General features: G+C 35.0%; 14 protein-coding genes. 12 read left to right on the top strand and 2 right to left on the bottom strand.

What is annotated here, in order from left to right:
* Nucleotides 1-288: 288 nt before the first annotated feature.
* From LJY17_RS05280 to LJY17_RS05225, 12 genes are all read left to right on the top strand, one after another.
* Nucleotides 289-1,857: a type I restriction-modification system subunit M gene (locus LJY17_RS05280; protein WP_264542806.1), complete on the top strand. Its 1,569-nt coding sequence runs from the start codon at nucleotides 289-291 to the stop codon at nucleotides 1,855-1,857.
* Entirely contained in the window at nucleotides 1,841-3,106 is a 1,266-nt protein-coding gene (locus LJY17_RS05275; protein ID WP_264542805.1) for a restriction endonuclease subunit S, read from the top strand. Before LJY17_RS05280 ends, LJY17_RS05275 begins: the two co-directional genes overlap by 17 nt.
* A gap of 16 nt (nucleotides 3,107-3,122) precedes the next feature.
* Nucleotides 3,123-4,463 carry a hypothetical protein gene (locus LJY17_RS05270; protein ID WP_264542804.1) on the top strand — a complete coding sequence of 447 codons (1,341 nt, stop codon included), beginning with the start codon at nucleotides 3,123-3,125 and terminating at the stop codon, nucleotides 4,461-4,463.
* Between the two features lie 98 nt (nucleotides 4,464-4,561).
* Entirely contained in the window at nucleotides 4,562-6,100 is a 1,539-nt protein-coding gene (locus LJY17_RS05265; protein ID WP_264542803.1) for an ATP-binding protein, read from the top strand.
* 11 nt (nucleotides 6,101-6,111) lie between these two features.
* Nucleotides 6,112-7,116 carry a hypothetical protein gene (locus LJY17_RS05260; RefSeq protein ID WP_264542802.1) on the top strand — a complete coding sequence of 335 codons (1,005 nt, stop codon included), beginning with the start codon at nucleotides 6,112-6,114 and terminating at the stop codon, nucleotides 7,114-7,116.
* Nucleotides 7,117-7,121: 5 nt separating this feature from the next.
* Complete coding sequence (locus LJY17_RS05255; protein ID WP_264542801.1) at nucleotides 7,122-7,580, top strand: DUF6998 domain-containing protein; 459 nt, start codon at nucleotides 7,122-7,124, stop codon at nucleotides 7,578-7,580.
* Nucleotides 7,581-7,582: 2 nt separating this feature from the next.
* A complete protein-coding gene (locus LJY17_RS05250) occupies nucleotides 7,583-8,707 on the top strand; it encodes a PD-(D/E)XK nuclease family protein (protein WP_264542800.1) in 1,125 nt (374 codons plus the stop codon).
* Between the two features lie 22 nt (nucleotides 8,708-8,729).
* Entirely contained in the window at nucleotides 8,730-11,915 is a 3,186-nt protein-coding gene (locus tag LJY17_RS05245) for a type I restriction endonuclease subunit R (protein WP_264542799.1), read from the top strand.
* 11 nt (nucleotides 11,916-11,926) lie between these two features.
* Nucleotides 11,927-12,685 carry a LytR/AlgR family response regulator transcription factor gene (locus LJY17_RS05240; RefSeq protein ID WP_264542798.1) on the top strand — a complete coding sequence of 253 codons (759 nt, stop codon included), beginning with the start codon at nucleotides 11,927-11,929 and terminating at the stop codon, nucleotides 12,683-12,685.
* 138 nt (nucleotides 12,686-12,823) lie between these two features.
* Nucleotides 12,824-12,970, top strand: a complete 147-nt coding sequence (locus LJY17_RS05235; RefSeq protein WP_264542797.1) for a hypothetical protein — start codon at nucleotides 12,824-12,826, stop codon at nucleotides 12,968-12,970.
* A gap of 5 nt (nucleotides 12,971-12,975) precedes the next feature.
* Nucleotides 12,976-13,137: a DUF1737 domain-containing protein gene (locus tag LJY17_RS05230; RefSeq protein ID WP_264542796.1), complete on the top strand. Its 162-nt coding sequence runs from the start codon at nucleotides 12,976-12,978 to the stop codon at nucleotides 13,135-13,137.
* 475 nt (nucleotides 13,138-13,612) lie between these two features.
* The gene (locus LJY17_RS05225) at nucleotides 13,613-14,170 is read left to right on the top strand and encodes a DUF4494 domain-containing protein (protein WP_264542795.1); all 558 of its coding nucleotides are present in this window, start codon (nucleotides 13,613-13,615) and stop codon (nucleotides 14,168-14,170) included.
* A gap of 86 nt (nucleotides 14,171-14,256) precedes the next feature.
* Here LJY17_RS05225 and LJY17_RS05220 read toward each other — a convergent pair whose 3' ends face one another.
* Together LJY17_RS05220 and LJY17_RS05215 are read right to left on the bottom strand one after the other, a co-directional pair.
* A complete protein-coding gene (locus tag LJY17_RS05220) occupies nucleotides 14,257-15,189 on the bottom strand; it encodes a hypothetical protein (RefSeq protein ID WP_264542794.1) in 933 nt (310 codons plus the stop codon).
* A gap of 230 nt (nucleotides 15,190-15,419) precedes the next feature.
* Entirely contained in the window at nucleotides 15,420-17,309 is a 1,890-nt protein-coding gene (locus tag LJY17_RS05215; protein ID WP_264542793.1) for a T9SS type A sorting domain-containing protein, read from the bottom strand.
* Between the last annotated feature and the right edge of the window lie 28 nt (nucleotides 17,310-17,337).

Genomic DNA, 17,337 nt, shown 5'->3' with positions numbered 1-17,337 from the left:
GCATCAGCTCAGTGTGACACGTCAGTCACCATTGAAAATACTTCGCCAGGCTTAGTAGGTGGCTTCGAGAGCCTCAGCCACCGTTTACTTCGATTTCGATACTTCTGCCTTCGACAGGCTCAGGCATCAGCTCAGTAACCAGCTCAATCTCTGTTAATTTAGGTGACTGAGCGTAGTCGAAGTCACATTTCTGACTGTATAGCCAAAGTCACCAATTTTAGTGATTGTGTAAGTGTATATTTATGGTTAAGTTTGATAACTTACAATAATACCACATTTATTACCCCAATGGCTAAACAAGCAAAAGCAAAAAAAGAAAAATCGATTGAGGAAACCCTTTGGGATTCAGCGAATAAACTAAGAGGAACCGTTGAATCGTCGGAATACAAACACGTTGTTTTGGGATTGATCTTCCTGAAGTTTGCGAGTGATAAATTTGAAGACCGCCGAAAAGAACTTATTGCCGATGGCAAGGAAAAGTTTTTGGAGATGAAGGAGTTTTACAACATGTCTAACATTTTCTATTTGCCGGAAGAAGCGCGTTGGTCGTTTGTTATTGAAAACTCCAAGCAGGCGGATATTGCTTTGAAGATTGATACCGCTTTGCATACCATTGAGAAAAACAATCCTTCGCTGAAAGGCGCTTTGCCGGACAATTACTTTTCCCGTTTGAATATGGATGTGAGCAAGCTGGCGGCTTTGCTGGACACCATTAACAATATTGATACCACCAAAGACAAAGAACAGGATATTGTGGGGCGTGTGTATGAATACTTTTTGAGCAAGTTTGCCATAGCGGAAGGTAAAGGAAAAGGGGAATTCTATACCCCGAAAAGTATTGTAAACCTGATTGCCGAAATGATTGAGCCGTACCGGGGGATTATTTATGACCCTGCCTGTGGATCGGGTGGTATGTTTGTGCAGTCGATTAAGTTTATTGAGAACCATCACGGGAATAAAAAAGAAATTTCCATTTACGGACAGGAATATACGGCCACTACCTATAAACTGGCGAAGATGAACCTTGCCATTCGCGGGATTTCGGCCAACTTGGGCGATGTGCCTGCTGATACCTTTGGTAAAGACCAGCACCCTGATTTGAAAGCCGATTTTATCATGGCCAATCCGCCTTTTAACCAAAAAGACTGGAGAGCTGCCGATGAACTGACCGACGACCCGCGTTGGAGAGGTTATGACATACCTCCTACCAGCAATGCCAATTACGGTTGGATTTTGAACATGGTGAGCAAGCTTTCTGAAAACGGCGTTGCCGGATTCATCTTGGCCAATGGTGCTTTATCCGGTGGCGGTACCGAATATGAAATTAGAAAAAAACTGATTGAAAATGACTTGGTAGAAGCTATTGTGATTTTACCACAAAATATGTTTTACACCACTGGTATCAGTGTGACTCTTTGGATAATAAACAAAAACAAAAAAGAACGCATTGTACAATTGCCGGATGAAATCCGAAACTACCGCAAACGTGAAGATGAGATTCTATTCATGGATTTACGCCAAAAAGGGATTCCGTTTGAGAAGAAGTACACTCAGTTTTCGGAAAAGGAGATTGTAGCCATCGCAAAAAACTACCATACTTGGCAGACTGATTTAAAATCCTATCAGAACATCCCTGAGTTTTGTTATGGCGCTACTAAAAGTGAAGTGGCTGCAAAAGATTATTCGCTTGTTCCCAGCAAATATATTGAGTTTGTAAACCGTGATGAAAACATAGATTACGAACACAAAATGCTTGCCTTACAAAAGGAGATTAACCAACTGTTACAAGAGGAAGCCCAATCAAAAGAAGATTTATTAAACGTGTTTAAAGAATTGGGTTATGAAATCAAGTTATAAAAGATTAGGTGATTTCATTAAAGAAATAAATATCAAAAATTCAGATTTAAAAATAAAGAATTTAGTTGGTGTAAGTATTGAGAAAACCTTGATTAAGTCTGTTGCTAATACAATTGGCACAGATATGTCAACATATAAGATTATCAAAAAAAATCAATTGGCATGTAAGTTAATGAGTGTTGGTAGAGATGAAAAATTACCCGTTGATTTATATACAGATGAAAATCCTTCAATCATATCAGCTGCATATTACGTATTTGAACCTGTTAGTAGTGACATTTTATTGCCTGAATATTTAAAAATGTGGCTTTTCCGAAAAGAAACTGACAGATATGTAGGTTATGTTAGTGGTGGAGATGTAAGAGGTGGTATTTCATGGGAAACGTTTTCTGAAATGCCTATCAAAGTTCCTACCATTGAAAAACAACAAGAAATTATAAAGGAATACAACATCATCCAAAACCGTATTACCCTGAACAACCAGCTTATTGCCAAATTGGAAGAAACGGCGCAAACGATTTATAAGCAGTGGTTTGTGGATTTTGAGTTTCCCATTTCTGACACTGAGGCTCTCGAAGTGATTGAAAAACAAAAGGGGTACAAATCTTCTGGAGGTAAGATGGTTTGGTGTGAGGAGTTGGATAAAGAGGTTCCAGGGGGGTGGAATGTTGGTACATTAAGTGAATTATCTCAAATGATTGACGGCGATAGAGGAAGCAATTATCCTAATAGCAATGATTTCTTTGAAAACGAGTATTGTTTGTTTTTAAATGCGAGTAATGTTACTAAAAGTGGTTTTAATTTTAGCAAGTGTCAATTTATAAATAAAGAAAAAGATGAGTTATTAAGAAAAGGTAAATTGCAAATAAATGATATTGTTTTAACTTCAAGAGGAACGGTTGGAAATCTAGCTTTTTTTTCAGATAAAATTCGATATAAAAATATTAGAATCAATTCAGGAATGTTAATTATTAGACCCAAAATTGAAGCTAGTTATTTGTTTTCAATGCTAAATTCATTTGAATTTGGCAAAGCAATTGAAAATTATATTTCGGGTTCGGCTGTCCCGCAACTTCCTATAAAAGATTTAAGTGTCATTAAAATATTAATCCCAAATAAATTAGTTATGAATAATTTTTCCAAAATAGGATTATCATTATTTAGAGAGATTGACATCATAAAAAATCAGAACCAAAAACTTGAGGAGTTGAAGGAGTTGTTGTTGGGGAGAATGGTTAGAGAGAATTAAATAAACCGTTATATGTATGGTATCTAACACTAGAATAAATAAAATTGGTGAAAACATTGCGGCTCGAGGTGGAAAAATAACACCCGATGAGTTAGAATTACTACAAGAGTTTAGAACTTCTTTTTCCAAACCATTAGTTAATGTCTTTAATATAATGCGGGACTTGGCTGATGTTGTGCACCAGTCCAGTATAATTGCTTTTAGACTAAAGAGAATTGATACCATAATCAATAAATTAAGTCGTGAACAAGGAATGGAGTTAAGTAGAATGGGCGATATTGGCGGTGTCAGGTGTATATTCTACAATGAAGGTGAAGTTTATAAAGCAAAAGCACTAATTGAAAATAAATTTGAATCTGCAGGCAAAACTAGAGACTATATAAATGAAATAAAACGTGATATAGGTTACAAAAGTGTTCATATGTATGTGAAAGACCCTATTTCGCAAAAACGAATCGAAATACAATTACGAACTGTAGACCATCATAATTGGGCGACCCTTATTGAAATTACAGATTTACTTTATGATTTACGTTTAAAAGAACTAGGATTTGAGTCAAATGAAAAATTTGGAAGATTCCATGCACTGATGTCAAGCGATAAAGAATTAACAAAAGAGGAGGCTCACTTAATTTACGATGTTTTAGATGAGCATAATTTTATATCTGTTTTAAGTAAAACATTCAGAAAAAATAATGCAGAAGTTAAAAAAAGATGGTCTGGGGAAGATAAAAAGAATTCATTTTTTTTGATTGAAGCTTCTAAAACGGAAATTCCATCTTTGAAGTCCTTTGCTACTTTTGAAGAAGCTGAAAATGCTTACTTTGAAAGGTATAAAGAGAACAGCTCTGCTGAAATAGTTTTAACATCGATTAAGACACCAAATTTTAAACAGATTAGTGTAGCTTATGCAAATTATATATTATCGTACCACACATTTACGAGTGATATACGCCCAATTATTCAGGAGTTAGCCAGAGAAGCCCTAGAAGATAGAAAGATTAATAAGTTTAAAAAGATTTTTAAAACATATGAAGATCTATTAGCGAATCTTATTCTCGAAGTTATTGCTGAAAGCGCCGACCTTATTTTTAATAGATTAGAAAACGACAAGGTAATTATTGGACGAACTAACAAGATGAATAAATTACAAGAAAGAGAAATCATGAGAAAAATTGATCTTAAAGTGAGGGATCATCAGAAGTCTCATAAATATTTTATCGAAGAACTCGAGTTGTATATTCCGAGAGATTTTATTAGAAAGAGAATTGTTGAAAAATTTTTAAATAAACATAACGAAAGAATTAAAACGATTATGCTTAGTAAACAAGTAGAATTTGAGAGTTTGATAAAATAGTATTGTGTTTAAGTAAGATAAAAAATATAATACTTGAAAATTTTGCTACAGGTAAAATAATCAATGAGAATTTTTAAAATAAATAACAAGTATTTCACATGAGACTTACAAAATTAAAACTAAAAAACTTCAGAGGGTATAAAGAAGAAACAATCATTGATATTGATAATTTAACAGTTATTGTTGGTAAAAATGACATTGGAAAATCCACCATATTAGAAGCGTTAGATATATTTTTTAACGATGGAAAAGGAGTTATTAAAATTGACAAAGATGATATTAACAAAACCGCATTAGCGGATGGAGATAAAGATATCTACATAACAGGTATTTTTTCAGATTTACCAGAAAATATAATAATTGATTCTGTCAATGAAACAACATTTGGAGCAGAATATTTATTAAATAGGGATGGCAATCTTGAGATTATTAAAAAATATTCTAATGCCGGAACAGCAAAAGTTTTCATAAAAGCTAATCATCCAACTAATCCTAATTGTGCAGATTTATTATTAAAAAAGATTACTGAATATAGAAGAATTGTTCTACAGCATAATATTGAATGTGAAAATCAAACGGTAAATGCTATACTGAGAAATGCTATTTGGAATCATTTTTTAGATGATTTACAAATACAAGAAATTGAAATAGACACCTCCAAAGAAGACGCAAAAAACATTTGGGATAAAATTCAAAATTATTTACCTCTTTATTCGTTATTTCAATCGGATAGAAAGAACAGTGATAACGACAGTGAAGTTCAAGATCCTCTAAAAGAAGCCGTAAAGCAAATTTTAGCCGATGGAGAGATTTCTAATATTCTAAATGATGTTGCGGAAAGGGTTGCTAGAAAATTAAATGATGTGTCAAATAGTACCTTAGAAAAATTAAAAGAAATGAATCCGGAAGTAGCATCAACTTTAAGCCCTATTATTCCTGCTTCCAGTGCATTAAAATGGTCCGATGTCTTTAAAAGCGTTTCAATTACAGGAGATGAAAATATTCCGATTAATAAAAGAGGGAGTGGTATAAAAAGGTTAATACTGTTAAATTTCTTTAGAGCTGAAGCTGAGAGAAGAATGAAAGCAGGCAATTCATCTTCTATTATTTACGCAATAGAAGAACCTGAAACTTCCCAACATACGGATCATCAAAAACTTTTAATTAAAGCAATTAAAGAATTATCACAAGCAGAAAACACACAAGTATTATTAACAACACACAGTTCTACAATTGTCAAAGGCTTAGATTTTAATCATTTAAGATTAATTACAAAAATTGAAAATGGTGACAAAATTATTGAAGATATTGTTCCCAATGAATTACCGTATCCTTCACTAAACGAAATAAACTTTATTGCATTTAGGGATTTAACAGAAGAATATCATAATGAACTTTATGGATATATAGAGGCTGAAGGTTTACTTGCTGATTATAAAAATGGAAGACCAACTTTAAATTATACAAAAATTTATAGAGGGGGTAGAACAGGTATTGAACAAATTGTATTAACTGAATTTATTAGACATCAAATCCATCATCCAGAAAATACACACAATACAAAGTTTACATTTGAAAACTTAGAAGATTCAGTAAACCAAATGAGACAGTTTATTATTGATTCACGTCAAATCTAATTATAAAAGAAATGGCAAAAGAAATAAACGAAAAAACATTTGAATTAAATATAACAAGTGAACTTCTTGATATTAGTAACTCATATATTCACTATATGACAAATAAACATATCAGCAAAATAAAGTCAGAAGATGAATGGTTTGATTTTTTTCAGAATAAAAAAATATTTGCTGAAGGTTTAACACAAGCGCAAGAAACCAACCCTAAAACTGGAGGCTATGATGTATCAATAAACTATAAAACTGATAAAGATAATGTTGGAAGATTACTGTTTTTACAATATAAATCAGGTGAACATTGTGATTATTGTATGAATCCAAAATCTCAATTCTATGGTAGTAGGAAAAATAAAAAAGAGCATATTGCTTTTACATTTAATGATGCTGCAAATGGAACTCAGCATTCAACATTAAGGAGGTTAGCTAAAAAAAAGGAAATAATCTCTGAATCTGTTTTATATGTCTTTCCACGTATTACTAAAATGTCTGAATTTAATGTTGGTTCACTATTAAATAATACTTCTTTTGTTCCCGTTTTAGAAATAGATAAACAAGGTAAAAAGCAAAAACCGCCTATCAAAATAATAGATCGAGTTACTCATAGATATAGAACATCATATGACGGATGCAAAAGTGAAGTTAATTATTTTTATTACTTTTTCTTTTATAATAATTTGATATTATCAGAATTATTATCAGAACTAATTTGTATTCAATTTGAACGGTTTTTTAAAAATTATATTAAGAATACTACGTTTGCTGCTGAAGTTGAACAATTACTTGAAGCAATAAAAGATTCTATTGATAGTCATTCTAGTTTCTACAAGGACGTATTCTTTGATAAGAATATAATATTAGATTATTTAAATCTGTTTGAAATCAAAAGTTTGAATATATCTGAACTCAAAATTCCTCACGCTCCCCAAAAGTATTCGTCAATAATACCGATTGAAGGATTAAAATTAAGTTTTGAAAATGAGACAGATTTATCAAATATTACATATCAAATAATTTAATATTCATGCAAGAAATCCAACAACTCCTAACCATTACCCAAAAACTAAGAGAGCAATACGGTAGAAGTTTTCCCTTAGACGGTCGTCTTGTAGGCGATATTGGCGAAGTATTGGCTGCTGAAAAATATGGCATACAACTGTATAAAGAAAACGTGTCGGTGCACGATGGTGAAGAAATAGACACTAGACGGAAAGTGCAAATAAAAGCTTCGTTTAAAAATTACAGTTATTTTCCTTATGGAGCGGATAAACTCCCCGATTATTTTTTGAGTGTGAATATATTAGAAAATGGCGATCTGGAAGAACTGTTTAATGGTCCGGGACATTTTGTTATGGAGCATTATATAAAAAAACATGGCTTAAAACATTATAAAGAAACCTTTTATACCTTATCGAAAGGGCGATTAAAAGAATTAAACAAACAGGTTCCGGCAGAAGAAAAAATAAAAGTAGTAAAGCCCTAAAAATGGATATAAAAGTATTGGAACATTTTTTAAACCAAAACGAGATACCTATAATCAAAGGCAAACCAAAAACTTTTTTGGGTATAGCCAAACAGCCTCATTATGAGAATGTATTGTCTAATATTTATGCATTCTTTTTTAATGTAAATGAAGTACATAAATTAAAAGACTTATTCATAAAAAGTCTAGTTGAACTAATTAATACATCCAAATTAGGAAAAGAGAATAAAGTATTCGAATCGTTTTTAAATTTTGAGGTTTTAACGGAATATGGTACGATAAATCAGAAACGTATTGACATACTGTTACAGAATAATGAGCAGGCTATTATTATTGAAAATAAAGTTTATCATGAGTTAAATAACGATTTGGAGGAATATTACAATGAAATAAAAGTAACTACTAAAATGGGAATTGTTTTATCCTTACACCCTATTTCAGATATTAGCCATGATCGTTACATTAATATAACACACCAGCAATACATGGCAAAAGTAATGCATAATCTAGGTAATTATGTATTGCATGCTAATGATAAATATTTAGTTTTCTTAAAAGATTTTTACCAAAATATCATCAACTTAAGTCATCCGGTTATGGAAAAAGAAGCAATACAATTTTACTATAAAAATCAGCAAGAAATTAATGAGTTGGTACGATTCAAATTTAAATTGAGAGAACATATCGTAAATCAAATTGTTACTGCCGGCAACAGGTTAGATGGCGTAAGTAAATACGAACCAAGAGCTAATACCTTTAATGATAAAAGATTAGTATACTACGTTTCAAATAAACACAAAGAATTGATGTTTACAGTAGTTTATGAGAATTTGTTAACCGATGAAAAGGTTATGTATATAGCTGTTGAAATGGAAGGATCTTTATTAAAAGACAGAACTATTTACAATCAGATAGATTTTACAGAAGAAGAAAAGAAATATGCTTTTGCTGAACATTTTAAAACGACTACTGAATATTGGTCTCATTTTGCGGTAGTACATTATCATCCTACAGAAGATGAAATTTCTAATTTGTCACAATTTATAATTGATAAATTAAAAAATGATTGTCTATTATCAATTTTCAATAAATTAGAGATGTTCATTGATACTAATTTAAAAAGCTAACTTATTTCATAATTTAAACAAAATGAAATTCACCGAAGCCCAATTAGAACAAGCCTTCATCGACTTATTACAAGACGAAAACATGACCCATCTTGTAGGGAACGAAGTGCGCAAAGCGGAAAGCGATACCGTGCAGGAACCTCCTGCCCAATACGGCCATATCGCTACCGAAAAAGTACTGATTGAAAACGATTTGGAAGCGTATTTGCAACATCAGTATGCGGCTGACAATATTACTTCGGGTGAAATACAATCGATTATTCGTGAACTGGAGAAGCTACCCGCTTCGGATTTGTATGAATCCAACAAGCAGTTCATGAACCAACTCAGCAACGGGTTTGTTTTAAAGCGTGAAGACCGTTCGCAGAAAGATATCTTTATCCAGTTTGTTGACTTTAGCGAACAGGACAGCAACCATTATAAAATCGTGAATCAATTGGCCATTAAAGGCTATGAGATGCGCATCCCAGATTTGATTTTGTATGTTAACGGGTTGCCTTTGGTGGTGTTTGAATTTAAGTCGGCCATAAAGGAAGAGACAACCATTCACGATGCGTATGTGCAACTGACCACGCGCTACAAAAGAGACATACCGGAACTGTTTAAGTACAATGCCTTTTGCGTGATTAGTGATGGGGTGAATACCAAAGCCGGTTCGTTTTTTGCGCCGTATGAGTTTTATTATGCCTGGCGCAAAATTGAAGGTATGCCCAATGAAGTAGATGGTATTGATGCGATGTTTACGCTGATACAAGGCATGTTTAACCGCAAGCGTTTGCGGGATATTATCCAGCATTTTATTTATTTGCCGGACAGTTCGAAAACGAACGAGAAGATTGTTTGCCGTTATCCGCAGTACTATGCTACGGTGAAACTGCTTGACATTATTAAGCAAAACCAGAAACCCGAAGGCAACGGTAAAGGCGGTACTTATTTTGGGACTACCGGATGCGGGAAGAGTTACACCATGTTGTTCCTGAGCCGAATGCTGATGCGAAGCACCCATTTTAAGAGTCCGACGATTGTACTTATTACCGATCGAACCGACCTTGACGACCAATTGTCTAAACAGTTTACCAATGCCAAAGGCTTTATTGGCGATGAAACGGTTATAAGCGTTGAAAGCCGTGCTGATTTGAGAACGTTGCTACAAGGCAGAAACAGCGGCGGGGTTTTCCTTACTACCATACATAAGTTTACTGAGGATACCCAATTGCTGACCGACCGAAGCAATGTGATTTGTATTTCGGACGAAGCGCACCGCAGTCAAACCAATTTAAACCAAAAAGTCAACTATTCTGAAAAAGGGGTTAAAAAGACGTATGGTTTTGCGAAGTACTTACACGACTCGTTACCCAATGCTACTTATGTGGGCTTTACCGGTACGCCAGTAGATGCTACGTTGGATGTGTTTGGGGATATTGTGGATGCGTATACCATGCGGGAATCAGTAGCCGATGAAATTACCGTGCCGTTGGTATATGAAGGCAGAGCCGCCAAAGTACTGTTGCACAATGAGCAATTGAAAGAAATTGAAGGCTACTACGACCAATGTGCCGAAGAAGGCAGTAACGAAAACCAGATTGAGGAGAGCAAGAAAGCCATGTCGCAAATGAATGTGATTTTGGGCGACCCTTCCCGACTGAAAGCTATAGCCGAGGATTTTGTGAAGCATTATGAAAAGCGTGTTGCAGAGAAATCCAGCGTTGCCGGAAAGGCAATGTTTGTTTCCAGCAGCCGAGAAATTGCGTATCAGTTGTATCAAAATATTTTGGAATTACGCCCTGATTGGGGTGTTGCCAAGGAAGCGGAAAATGTGGCCCTTTTAAGCGATAAAGAAAAACGGGAACTTATTGCTATTGAGCGTGTGAAAATGGTAATGACCCGAGGCAAAGATGATGAAAAGGAACTGTATGATTTGTTAGGTACTAAGGAGTACCGCAAAGGGTTAGACCGTCAGTTTAAGTTTCAACATTCCAATTTTAAGATTGCCATTGTGGTGGATATGTGGCTGACCGGTTTTGATGTGCCGTTTTTGGATACGATATACATTGATAAGCCGATTCAAAGGCATAACCTGATTCAGACGATTTCGCGTGTAAACCGAAAGTTTGAAGGGAAAGAAAAAGGTTTAGTGGTGGATTATATCGGGATTAAAAAGCAGATGAATCTGGCTTTGGCACAGTATAATTCCGGTAAGGAAACCAATATTGAAGAAGTGGAACAATCGGTACTTGTGGTTAAGAATCAGTTGGATTTGTTGGCTAAGATTTTCCACACTTTTGATGCTTCCAACTACTTTAACGGTACGGCTTTAGAACAGTTGCAAACACTAAACAAAGGCGCTGAGTTTGTACAGCTCACCAAAGAGATTGAAAACCGTTTTATGAATATTGTAAAACGACTGAAAGCGGCTTTTGATATCTGTTCAGGCAGTGAATTAATCAGCGAAACGGAAAAGGATTATGTGCATTTTTATCTGGCTATCCGATCTATAGTGTACAAACTGACTAAAGGCGTAGCGCCGGATGCGGCACAGATGAATGAGAAGGTTCGGGTGATGATTCAGCAGGCTATTGAAAGTGAAGGTGTAGAAGAAATTTTTAAACTGGGTGATGAAGAGGCTACGGAGATTGATTTATTCTCGGAAGACTATTTAGCCAAACTGGATAAGATAAAACTGCCGCATACCAAGTTTAAACTGTTGCAGAAAATGCTACAGCAGGCTATCGATAAGATGAAGAAAATGAATCGGGTAACCGGGATTGATTTTTCGAAACGCTTGGAATTTATCGTAAACAAATACAACGAGCGTAAAGAGAGCGATGTTTTGCAGAGTGTTGTTTTAGAAGACTTCACCAATGAAATCATCGAGCTTTACTATGCCTTAAAGAAAGAAAATGATGCCATTAATGATTTAGGCATCGATATTCAAGAAAAAGCTTTCTATGATATTTTGAAAATGCTTACGGTGAAATATGATTTTGCTTATCCGGATGAAAGACTGATTCATTTGGCAAAGGAGGTAAAATCTGTAGTGGATGATAAAACGAAATACACCGACTGGAGCAAAAGAGACGACATTAAAGCAGAGTTGAAAGTAGATTTGATTATTCTATTGGCTGACAATGATTACCCTCCCGTTGACCGCGACGAGGTTTATAAAGAGATTTTTGAACAGGCAGAGAATTATAAAAAGTATAATTAAAAAATCTCATAATGTCCTACAAAATAGCTTTACTCGACGATAACCCAGAACAATTGCAAAGTAATTGTAATTACTTAAAAAGTGTAGATAGCACCATAGTAGTTATAGCTTGTACCAGTGCTAAAACCTTTATGGAAGAAGTAAAGTTGAGTAAACCAGATGTATTGGTACTCGATTTGAACCTTGGTGATTCGTACATGACCGGTATGGAGGTGGCGTATGAGCTTAAGTTGCCTGTTTTGTTTGCGAGTAGTAATGTGCCCCAATATATAAAAGAGATAGAGACCCTAAAAAGAGAGTATGGTGTGTGTGTGGAGCATATAACCAAACCGTTTACTGAGGATGCTTTTATTAAAACGATGCATCGTTTTTTGAAAGAGATTCAGTTTTTTGGCGCTATCGATTATGTGCACTTGCATTTGGGTAAAAAGGGGAGGACAAAAATTGCGACGAATAGTATTGTGTTTTTGTCTTCGGATAAAGAAAATGGATCAGAGTCGAACAACAAGATGGTGCATTTTACGCATCAAAAGCCTGAAAAGTTAATTGACTTTTCGTTTACACGAATGGAGGAAATAGGATTGCAAAAATCGCAGTTTGTGACCATTCATAAATCGTATCGTGTAAACAAACATCACATTAAAAGTTTTGATAAAAAAAGAGAAACCCTTGCCGTAGAGATTTTTGATGGGGTACAAAATAGTACTGTCGTGAAGCATCTTCCAGTTTCTGAAAATTATATTTCTGCCCTTAAAAAAATACTAAAATAACCGATCTTGTTACTGGAGTTTTCGGTTTTGTTATTCTGTTAAGGCTGATATTTCCCAACATTGTGCCATCTCGTATAAAAAGTAAACATTTGAATCATCAAAGCATAAGCTTTGTGTGAACTTAAAAAACTATTTAGAATGAAAAGTACAAATTCAGTAGTGAAGCCAGGAAGTAAACCAGCCACTCCATCGATTAGTCCATCTCCAAAGCCTAATCCTAACTATCCAAGTAAAAATCCAGGAATGCCATCTGGACCACGTAGAGGTAATACTCCTAAAAAGTAATGGCTATGGAATATAAGATTGTTACAGATACGTCTGAATTATTGATTGAAGAGAAGGTTGCAGCTTTATTAAAACAAGGTTGGAAACTTCAAGGCGGAATCAGTATTACTTTCAATGCAGGTCGTGGAAATAGTGACCTTTACTTTGCTCAGGCATTAATTAAGTAGTAAAGTTTTGGCTTTCAGATTCATTATCTTAAGTAAAAGCTAAAAGTAAGCCCTTTAGGTTTAAACCTAAGGGGTTTATTGTTTTTGACACCCCTGAAGTCCCCTCAAGGGGACAATTATGTGGTGGTGATTTTAGCTTTCTAAAGTCTTTTCAAGGGACAGTGGTTTGAGTTGATTTAGATGTTGTTGTTTTTGCACCCCTAAAGTCCCCTCAAGGGGACAATTATGTGGTAGCGATTTTAGCTATCTGAAGTCTCTTCAAGGGGACAGGACAGTGGTTTGAGTTGGTTGGATGTAGCTCCGACACTTCGAGTGCCTCAGTGTACGAAGCTCAGTGGTGCCTGAGGCTCTCGAAGGCACAGTTTTGTGTTAGTGTTTATATTCTCAATTTGTATTTTGTGAATATCTCTTTTTAAAAATCACAGTTTTCTTTGTCTTTAAAAATTACCTTTGCGCTCCTTAAAAAAAAATAATTATGAGTGCAACTTGGTATGAATGTAAAGTAAAATTTAGAAAAGTAGATGAAAATGGTGTACAAAAGGTAACGACAGAGCCTTATCTGGTAGATGCTTTATCGTATACAGAAGCTGAGTCTAGAATTACACAGGAAATGATGAGTTATGTAAGTGAAGAATTCAAGATTACCAATATTAAAGTGGCCAATTACAATGAAATTCATCCGTTTGAAAATGCAGACCGTTGGTTTCGTTCTAAAGTGGCTTTAACGGCTTATGATGAAGAGAGTGGGAAGGAACGCAAAACGAATTTGTATTTATTAGTTCAGGCTAATGATGTGAAAGAAGCTTTTGATAATACTATGTTTGCCATGAAAAATACTATGGGTGATTTTTCGATACCTGCAATTTCGGAGTCGCCTATTATGGATGTTTTTCCATACTTTAGTGGGGAAGAAGACGGTCTGGAGCAAATTGAAAAATTTAATGCACTTAAAGCTTCTAAACCTGAATCTGTTGCAGAGATCATAGATCACATGGAGTTTGATGCTGCTGTTGTAGCAGCATACGAAGAATAATAACAGTATTGTTTTAAAACAAAGAAACATCCTAACATAGTCTATAACAACTAGATTAGGATGTTTCTATTTTGCTTTATTGCGTATTAAATCTTAGCCATAAAATCATAAATATACCAGTAGTTTTGACCTGTTGTGGTAGTATTTAATAAGAAAGTTGGGTTAGGTAATACACAAGGTGTAATATTGGTATTGTGTGAAATAATTCCAGATGAACTTCCCACAGTCCAACGTTTTCCGCAGCAAGCATCAAAATGGAATCCTAATTCTTTCATAGTCCAAGTAGGATTAGCTGTTAAATTTTTATACGAGTACTTGGCAATATAAGCTCCGCCTGCAGTAGTGTATTCAAAAATATCTCCAGATGTTGGACTACAAATCAAGTTGGTTATACCTGAAATAGCCTGAAAGTTATTACCTACAACTGCTAGTCCGTTGTATTGAGGTGTAGGCCCCACAGGCGCAAATGCAGTACACGCTCCACTAGGAACAGATACTTTCATTAATTGTGATGTACCTTCTTTAATCGCTACAAACAATCCAGTGTTGCCAAAGTTTTCAATATCCTGTAAAGGTACTGTCGTATTTGCTACCACACTAGCTGCACCAGTAGAAATTTGAACACGTAATAGTTTGCTTGGAAAGTTTGAATTGATACCAGTAACCGCCCAGGCAAAGTCTGGTACTCCTGGCATGTCACATAATCCTGTTACCGAACGTACTAAGACACCACCAATATTGATTTGCGATACAAAGCTATATCCTGTTGGGCTTGTACACAAATCGACTTTAAAAATTGTAGAAGCAAATCCTGCAGGAATGGGTGAACCACTTGATCCTGATAATACCAAGGCATAAGTTGTTGGACACGGTGCCAAAGCTTGTGCTGTGTTTGCTTGACTCTTTTGAGTGGCTTTGTTGGTTGTGGTAGTTTCTTGATCAACTTCTGTTTTTTCACAAGAAATAACGGCTGTTGCCATTAATAGGGTAAAAGCTACCCTTGTAAAATAGTTTTTCATAACATGTAGTTTTTTAGTTTGTTTATTGATGTTTAAAGTAAGCAGTTTTTTCCTACGAAAGGTACAGGAAAATCACCCTATTTTTTTACGGTAAAACCGTAAATTTCAATGTATTATGTTGTGATAAAGTAGCTTTTTTATGAGATAATGTAAGGCACCATTTATTTCAAAAAAAAAATCCTTTCTGAGCAGTTCGTCAGAAAGGATTTTATAATTAGAATGTTTTGAAATTATTTAATTACCACTTTTTTGATAATTGCTGTACCGTCTTTACACAAAAGTTTTAATGTATAAATGCCTGACTTGTATTGATTGTTTAAACTAATTTCATAAGTTTTTGAATTCGTTTTTGCAAAAGGTAATACACGAGCGTTACCTGTATAATCTATTAGTTTTGTTTCTTTCAATTCATGGTTATCTATTGATACAGTTAGCTTTTCGCCAGATGTCACTGGATTAGGATACAGTTGGACTTCTTCATTAGTTGCCATTTTGTTGGCTTGTGGTTCTTTTGTTCCTTCGTCTATTAAAGATTCTTCAATCGCATAATTTGGTGTGCCATTCGCTTGTAGCCCTTGGATAACAACTCTGAAAGCTTTGCGAGTTTCATTCCATGGCATACAGTCATTCCAAATTCCGTGTTTAATATAATACCATTGGTTCACGACTAAATTAGCACTAAAGGTAGCTGTAGCATTTGAACAACATTGATCAGGATTTCCAGGAACGTTACTATTTCCTGTTGTTACACCATTAGGTGCGTAAAAAATAGACCAGTGATGATTCACTGTAACAGGATTACTATGAGCTGCAGCAGTTACAGTAACAGTACCGTTTAAATTGCCGCTAGGTGCTACATTAAAATTTGTAGTATAGTTTGCCCAACTTACATTTTGTGGTAGTGCGGTGCGTTGTTCTCTCCATGTCATGCAATCGCCATATACACCATGTTTTATATAATAATTTTTAGTATTGCTCAATCCAGTAAAGGTTACTGTATTTCCCATTAAAATCGAACCAACTTGCCCTATCGTAGCAGCATCTGAAGTTGCTCCTGGGGTATTAGTTTCCATAAGTGCCCACCACTGGCTTATTCCAGGTGCAGTATTTGAAGCGGTTGCTGTTACACTAATAGTTCCGTTTGAAGCACAAGTACTTGTGAATGTAAATGCAGGAGATACATTGTTAGAAAGGACTCTAAATGTTCTTGTTATTTCTACCCAAGGTATGCAAGAGTTTCCTACTGCTAGTTTTACTTGATATTCAAATCCATCAGTGAAAAAATAGTTTTGTGCAGCAAATAAGTTAGAAAGGTTTAATACACCTACTTGTCCGATGGTCCAACCATTTGTCCCTAGTTGGGTTTGCCACTGAAAAGCTGCTGTTGAACCTATTGGTCTTCTCCAAACATCAATATAATATTGTGTTTCATTTGTTGAGTTTGATCCATTCATGTACACGTTTTCACCTGGACAAAAGTCGGTTTTCATGGTTCCAGCCAAATTTTGAAAGTGCATTGAAGCAATTACAGCTGGGGAAATCGCTATGTCATCGACTTCCATTTGTATTTGTGCACTACCATTACTTCCAGAATTTGCTGTCATTAAAGGATGTAGCCAAAGTTGTGTTTGGTTATTTGATGCTGTAAAGGGTACCGTAATTGTTTGCCAATTTGCACCTACTGCAGCAACTGTACTACTCCAAATGGTTTGTACGCTTGATGGAGTAGGTATTGTGTAGCTACTTCCTGAAACAAGACCCGAAGCAATTTTAACATTAAGAGTTGAGTTTAAAACAGTTGTATTAGGATTACTTACATTTGTAGTTGCTCTGATACGAAATGAGATTAAATAGTTTTGTCCTGACTGAAAGTTGTAGTTTGTCATAATTCCTTCTCCCTTATTGCTATGCGACCACATCCATGCCCATGTGTTTCCTCCTAGAGTTCCCATAGCTGTTGGGTCTCCATGACTGGCTAGCCAATTGGGTACACATTGATTAGTTGTATTATAACCATCTCCAATACAGCTACTGTTTAATGCTCCGTTATTGATTAGGCATTGAGCATTTACCAATCCCCAGAAAAGTAATAATGCTTTTGTAAAAATAATTTTTTTCATTTTTTTGATGTTTAAGTGATTTTATTTG

Source organism: Flavobacterium hankyongi (assembly GCF_036840915.1).
Taxonomy (GTDB): domain Bacteria; phylum Bacteroidota; class Bacteroidia; order Flavobacteriales; family Flavobacteriaceae; genus Flavobacterium; species Flavobacterium hankyongi.
Note: the sequence above shows the minus strand (reverse complement) of the source record. Positions and strands in the feature narration are given on the sequence as shown.

What these genes read in the sequence shown, in the direction of transcription:
- LJY17_RS05280 (WP_264542806.1), top strand. Translation starts at nt 289, where the DNA reads ATGGCTAAACAAGCAAAAGCAAAAAAAGAAAAATCGATTGAGGAAACC.
- LJY17_RS05275 (WP_264542805.1), top strand. Translation starts at nt 1,841, where the DNA reads ATGAAATCAAGTTATAAAAGATTAGGTGATTTCATTAAAGAAATAAAT.
- LJY17_RS05270 (WP_264542804.1), top strand. Translation starts at nt 3,123, where the DNA reads ATGGTATCTAACACTAGAATAAATAAAATTGGTGAAAACATTGCGGCT.
- LJY17_RS05265 (WP_264542803.1), top strand. Translation starts at nt 4,562, where the DNA reads ATGAGACTTACAAAATTAAAACTAAAAAACTTCAGAGGGTATAAAGAA.
- LJY17_RS05260 (WP_264542802.1), top strand. Translation starts at nt 6,112, where the DNA reads ATGGCAAAAGAAATAAACGAAAAAACATTTGAATTAAATATAACAAGT.
- LJY17_RS05255 (WP_264542801.1), top strand. Translation starts at nt 7,122, where the DNA reads ATGCAAGAAATCCAACAACTCCTAACCATTACCCAAAAACTAAGAGAG.
- LJY17_RS05250 (WP_264542800.1), top strand. Translation starts at nt 7,583, where the DNA reads ATGGATATAAAAGTATTGGAACATTTTTTAAACCAAAACGAGATACCT.
- LJY17_RS05245 (WP_264542799.1), top strand. Translation starts at nt 8,730, where the DNA reads ATGAAATTCACCGAAGCCCAATTAGAACAAGCCTTCATCGACTTATTA.
- LJY17_RS05240 (WP_264542798.1), top strand. Translation starts at nt 11,927, where the DNA reads ATGTCCTACAAAATAGCTTTACTCGACGATAACCCAGAACAATTGCAA.
- LJY17_RS05235 (WP_264542797.1), top strand. Translation starts at nt 12,824, where the DNA reads ATGAAAAGTACAAATTCAGTAGTGAAGCCAGGAAGTAAACCAGCCACT.
- LJY17_RS05230 (WP_264542796.1), top strand. Translation starts at nt 12,976, where the DNA reads ATGGAATATAAGATTGTTACAGATACGTCTGAATTATTGATTGAAGAG.
- LJY17_RS05225 (WP_264542795.1), top strand. Translation starts at nt 13,613, where the DNA reads ATGAGTGCAACTTGGTATGAATGTAAAGTAAAATTTAGAAAAGTAGAT.
- LJY17_RS05220 (WP_264542794.1), bottom strand. Translation starts at nt 15,189, where the DNA reads ATGAAAAACTATTTTACAAGGGTAGCTTTTACCCTATTAATGGCAACA.
- LJY17_RS05215 (WP_264542793.1), bottom strand. Translation starts at nt 17,309, where the DNA reads ATGAAAAAAATTATTTTTACAAAAGCATTATTACTTTTCTGGGGATTG.